Below are 5066 nucleotides of genomic sequence, written 5' to 3'. Positions count from 1 at the left end.
CTATAACATCTTATAATTAACTTGCAAAACGAGATGGTTCATATATGATGCAAAAATTTAAAAACAACATTTCATAGAAAGACTCGATAATCTACTCCAAAAAGATCAGCAATTCGTTTTGCAAGTTCTTTCCCGATAGTACGCCGGCCATTCTCCATAGCAGAAAGATTGGTTTGACTAATATTTAATTTCTTAGCAAATTCAATTTGGCTTAATCCTTCTCTATACCTTAAACCTTTCAATAATACCCCCGGTTCACCAGATTTTTGAGTCAAGTCGTTAAATAGATCATCAATCGAGATGTATGAATCATCAGAATTAACTTTATAACGCTCCATCACGTCAACTGGAACAACATAAAGTCCACCATGCCAAGATATTTTGGCAACATCATCAGTATGGTGCTTTTTCGTGAGTGCCGACATAATATATCTCCGTAATTTTCAGTTTTTTATCTATAACTTCCCAGCAACATACATAGGTTGGTCGACCTTTACTCAGATGGCAGTGGCGTTTATCACCAGGCACGCCTTGTAACTTGCCGTAATTTTTCCAACTACCACCAGTCGCTGGGCCATGTCGTTCAAGATCTCGAACCAATAATAACACTGCAGCCTGAACTGATTTTGGAAGTTTTAATATTCTTTTTCCAACTTTGGTTGGTATTATTATTTTCCAGCTCATGATGCTATTTTATATCATTTATTGATATATGTCAATTTTTGATAATTTAATTATCTAAGCTGTCGTTTTGCTTGCGGGAATATAAGGAATGATCCCCGCTCTATATGCGTGCTCCTGGATTTCATAGGTAGCTCTTCTGGCATCAATAATAAAACCATTCACCATGATCATCCATACCATCGGGTTATTATCCAAATTACTGCGTAAGGTCCATGCTGGATCCATTTGTCTCATTTTAAACATATCACGTATGGATTTGCTTTTAGCGCTTATCGTATTTTGTGATAACCTAAACCAATCAGCCAATTCTTTGGATGAAATATATGGATCTTGAGATTTATCGAATAAAAAATTTACCATGCCCAACGCATGAATGATTCCTGCCGCCCATGTATTGCTTCGTCCAGATAATAATGGCGACGGTCTCTTCCTGGCTAACTTGGCTGCTAGCTCTTGAGCTAGTTCATGATATTCCTCATTTAAGTGTTCTTTGCACAAGTTTTTAACGATACCCATTATTTTAGCAAATTCATCTTGAGTAACCTCAGGGATGTTTTGTATTTTTTTATTATTCACACCGTGTTCCTATTTGAGATTTGTGGTTGATATTATCACCGTATTTCGGTAGATTACAATCACAAATTTAGAGGAAAATAGCCCATTGAGTTCCGACTCTGGCTATTCTAGGAACTGGTGAAATGAGTACTATGAATTTAACAATAAATGAATTTGATTTAAGCCAAGAAGAAATTGGCTTTATTAGAACAAGACATACAAGTAAACAATTAGCATTTGCTTTACTATTGAAGTACTACCAAAAAAGTCATCAATTCATTAACGATCTGACAAAGCTACCTGCTCACCTTATAAACCGGATTGCCAGCCAACTTAATATTCCACCTGTCATTAGTGAGGTATCATCAAGAACTTATGACAATTATATGTCGTTGATTAGAAGGTATTTTAAAACTTCATTCTCTAAGAAAACACATTATAAAGAACTTGAAGCATGGATAAAAGATGAGCTTTTACCCAATCATCACCTTGCTGATGAGGAAATTAAAAATCGAGCAATACAATATCTGAAAGAAAAAGGGATTGAGTCATTTAAAGAAAAAACAATGGCACGAGTTATTCTTGATGCCACTAATGCGTTTGAGAATGAATTATTTGAAAAACTAAAAAATACTTTATCTACAGAAAATGAAGCACAGTTAAATGGTTTATTATTGCCTTACAAAGAGAGCTTGTCATATTTAGGCTGGATAAACAAGGAAATTAATCATCCATCACTTGATTCAATATTGAGTTTAGTGGAACAACTGTCCATTTTGAATCGATTTAACTTTGATCTAGCTGCGATTCAAGAAATTCCAAGAAAAAGAACCGTTCATTATTCAGAAGCATTTACACGCCTAAATCCGAGTGATTTAAAACACATGACTGATAACAAGCGATGTGCTCATTTATTTATTCATTGCCATGCAAGAAAAGAAGAAGTTATCGATAAAACAATCGATATGTTTAACCGTATTATCCGCAATGTGATTCATAAGTCGGAAAAGCGTGTAGTTAGAAAGCTTATCAATGATGTAAAAAAAGTCTATGGCAAAGATACTATCCTGTTTAATATAGCTGAAGTGTGCCTAGGGCAGCCAGACGGAACTATCCGAGATAATATTTTTCCTATTGTTGGCCAGGACAAGTTAAAAACCATCATCGAAGAATATAAGAAAAAAGGACCGAAATACCAGAGCTTACTGCACCGACAGATTAGAAGCTCTTATGCTACTTATTATCGACGCATGGTTCAACCCTTATTAGAAAATGTGGTTTTTCGTTCAAACAACTCTGAACATCAACCGATACTCGATGCATTGGCACTGATCAAAAAATATTTTGATAGAAACAAAGTTTATTTTCCAGACAATGAAGATATACCGATGGATTGCTTGCCAGGCAAATGGAAAAAACGAATTGTTGATCCAACTACTGGTAAAATTAAACGCATTTGTTATGAAGTCTATGTGCTAAAAAAGCTTGCAGACAAGATTAGATGCCGTGAAATATGGATTGAAGGATCATTTAAACACCGAAATCCAGATGAAGACTTGCCGAATAATTTTGAAGAAAGTAAAGAAGTGTATTTTGATGATCTTTCTTTACCTCTCGATAGTGATGTATTTATTGAACAGTTAAAGCAGAAATTAACAAGTACATTAGCTTCTTTAAATGATAATATTCCCCAAAATAAAAAAGTTCGAATCAGTTCTCAAAATGGTGGTCGTATTATTGTAACGCCACTTACACCTCAGGCAGAGTCCAGTAGCATTGGCATTATAAAAAAACATTTACAGGAAAAATGGGCAGGAACCAATCTCCTTGACATGATGAAAGAAGTCGATTTAGAAAACGACTTTACACGTGATTTTGTTTCCTATGGCGAAAAAATTTATTTAAAGCCGAATGAAATTTCAGAAAGGATTTTGCTTGCTATCTATGGGATGGGAACAAATGTTGGGTTAAAACACATGTGCGCCGGAAACACCTATGTGAGTGAACATCAGCTTCGACACATTAAAAACTACTTTTTATCGACCGACAATTTAAAAAATGCGCTAAGCAAAGTGGCGAATGCATTATTTAAAATCAGATTAGATGAAATATGGGGTGGTATGCCCATCGCTATTGCCGGGGATTCAACTCAATTTTCTGCTTATTTTCAAAATTTAATTTCTGAGTACCATAATCGATATGGGGGAAGAGGTGTTATGATTTACTGGCATGTGGAAAAAAATGCTTGTTGTATCCATTCACAATTAAAAAGCGTATCGAGCTCAGAAGTATCTGCCATGATTGAAGGAGTATTAAGACATTGCACGGAAATGTCAGTTCAAAAAAGCTATGTTGATACTCATGGTCAAAGTGAAGTTGGTTTTGCTTTTTCACATCTTCTAGGATTTTCTTTAATGCCGCGACTGGCTAATTTAAATAAACAAAAACTGGCACAATGTGAACTTGGCGACTATCAAAAGTATAAAAATCTTCAGGCAGTTCTGACAGACACCATTAATTGGCAATTAATTAAAGAGCAATATAGCCAGATTGTAAAGTATACTGCTGCAATGAAGGCAGGCCATGCCGATCCAGAATCTATTCTCTGGCGTTTTAATCAAAACAACCTGAAACATCCAACATATTTGGCGTTATCACAATTAGGTAAGGTATTAAAAACCATCTTCATCTGTAATTACTTAATGCACAAATCCATCAGACAGGAAATTCAAGAAGGATTAAATGTGGTTGAGCTTTGGAATGGTGTAGCTAAATTCATTTTTTATGGTCGATCTGGTGAAATTTCTTCTAATCATGAGAAAGCACAAACCCTATCTGTATTGTCTTTACATCTTTTACAACTATCAATGGTATATATCAATACCTTAATGATTCAACAAATAATAGAAGAGCATGGGTTACAAAATAAATTAACAAAGGAGGATAAAAGGGCATTAACCCCCCTTATTTATGAGCATGTTAACCCATATGGTCTATTTCCGTTAGATTTATCAACGCGGTTGCCCCATCTTAACTACAAGGTGACTGTATAATGGAACGAATATCTGCTAAAAAAATGGCGCAAAAGGTTTCAAATTTGCTTAAATCTCAGAATCCTAACTATGATTATCTTCGAGACGTGTTCCGGTTTGTAAGAGAAAATCTTAATATCGAGGTCACTACAACGCCCAAACGGTTACCCTATGTACCCAATGAAGATGAAATCAGGCTTTTTTACAAGGCAGTTTGGGAGTCTCACGATATTGTTCCTATGCTCATCGTTAAAGTACTACTTTATACAGGAACAAGGGTTAGTGAATTAATTAATATACAATTATCTGATGTTGATTTAACTAATTGCAGGATTAAAATTAATCAGGGTAAAGGAAAAAAAGATAGAGTCGTCCCTTTTTCACCAGCGTTTAAAGAAATTTTGGCACTTCATATAAAGCAATATAAAAATGAAAACAGGCTTTTTTTATTTGAGTCAGGATTTCGCCGCCATTATACGGATCGTGGAATTAGGAAAATCCTGATGAGATACACAAAACTTGCTGGTATTGAGCGATCAATCTCACCTCATAAGCTAAGACATTTTTTATTTACCTGGCTTAAGAAGAAAAATATCGATGATGCTTTTATTCAACCCTACTCAGGACATGCTAAAAGAGATTCTCTGGAAATCTATTCCAAACTAAGCTTGGCCGATGCACAAGATAAATATAATGATGTTATCGGGGACTTTCCGATTTGATATTTTAAATTTTTGCGCCATATATGAACCATCTCGTTTTGCAAGTTAATTATAAGATGTTATAGGTTTAAGT

At 35.0% G+C, this 5066-nt stretch carries 5 protein-coding genes; 2 read left to right on the top strand and 3 right to left on the bottom strand.

Annotated features, from left to right (window positions below; all coding sequences use genetic code 11):
- Nucleotides 1-71: 71 nt before the first annotated feature.
- The 3 genes from QM652_RS14035 to QM652_RS14025 are packed head-to-tail and all read right to left on the bottom strand — an operon-like array spanning nucleotide 72 to nucleotide 1260.
- Complete coding sequence (locus QM652_RS14035; RefSeq protein WP_415076857.1) at nucleotides 72-425, bottom strand: helix-turn-helix transcriptional regulator; 354 nt, start codon at nucleotides 423-425, stop codon at nucleotides 72-74.
- The gene (locus QM652_RS14030) at nucleotides 394-684 is read right to left on the bottom strand and encodes a hypothetical protein (RefSeq protein ID WP_415076855.1); all 291 of its coding nucleotides are present in this window, start codon (nucleotides 682-684) and stop codon (nucleotides 394-396) included. The genes QM652_RS14035 and QM652_RS14030 overlap by 32 nt, the downstream gene beginning before the upstream one ends.
- A gap of 54 nt (nucleotides 685-738) precedes the next feature.
- Nucleotides 739-1260, bottom strand: coding sequence for a DUF6398 domain-containing protein (locus QM652_RS14025; RefSeq protein WP_415076853.1), 522 nt, complete (start codon nucleotides 1258-1260; stop codon nucleotides 739-741).
- A 122-nt stretch (nucleotides 1261-1382) separates the two neighbouring features.
- Here QM652_RS14025 and QM652_RS14020 point away from each other — a divergent pair, with 122 nt between their 5' ends.
- Both QM652_RS14020 and QM652_RS14015 read left to right on the top strand, forming a co-directional pair.
- Nucleotides 1383-4292 carry a Tn3 family transposase gene (locus QM652_RS14020; RefSeq protein WP_415076851.1) on the top strand — a complete coding sequence of 970 codons (2910 nt, stop codon included), beginning with the start codon at nucleotides 1383-1385 and terminating at the stop codon, nucleotides 4290-4292.
- Nucleotides 4292-4993: a tyrosine-type recombinase/integrase gene (locus QM652_RS14015; RefSeq protein WP_415076849.1), complete on the top strand. Its 702-nt coding sequence runs from the start codon at nucleotides 4292-4294 to the stop codon at nucleotides 4991-4993. Before QM652_RS14020 ends, QM652_RS14015 begins: the two co-directional genes overlap by 1 nt.
- Nucleotides 4994-5066: the final 73 nt, after the last annotated feature.

Source organism: Legionella sp., assembly GCF_047605385.1.
Classification (GTDB): Bacteria; Pseudomonadota; Gammaproteobacteria; order Legionellales; family Legionellaceae; genus Legionella.
The sequence above is the reverse complement of the archived record's forward strand: the minus strand, read 5'-3'. Positions and strand labels throughout refer to the sequence as shown.

Excerpts from the sequence above, each read along its gene's own strand:
- QM652_RS14030 (WP_415076855.1), bottom strand. The coding sequence starts at position 684 with ATGAGCTGGAAAATAATAATACCAACCAAAGTTGGAAAAAGAATATTA.
- QM652_RS14035 (WP_415076857.1), bottom strand. The coding sequence starts at position 425 with ATGTCGGCACTCACGAAAAAGCACCATACTGATGATGTTGCCAAAATA.
- QM652_RS14020 (WP_415076851.1), top strand. The coding sequence starts at position 1,383 with ATGAGTACTATGAATTTAACAATAAATGAATTTGATTTAAGCCAAGAA.
- QM652_RS14015 (WP_415076849.1), top strand. The coding sequence starts at position 4,292 with ATGGAACGAATATCTGCTAAAAAAATGGCGCAAAAGGTTTCAAATTTG.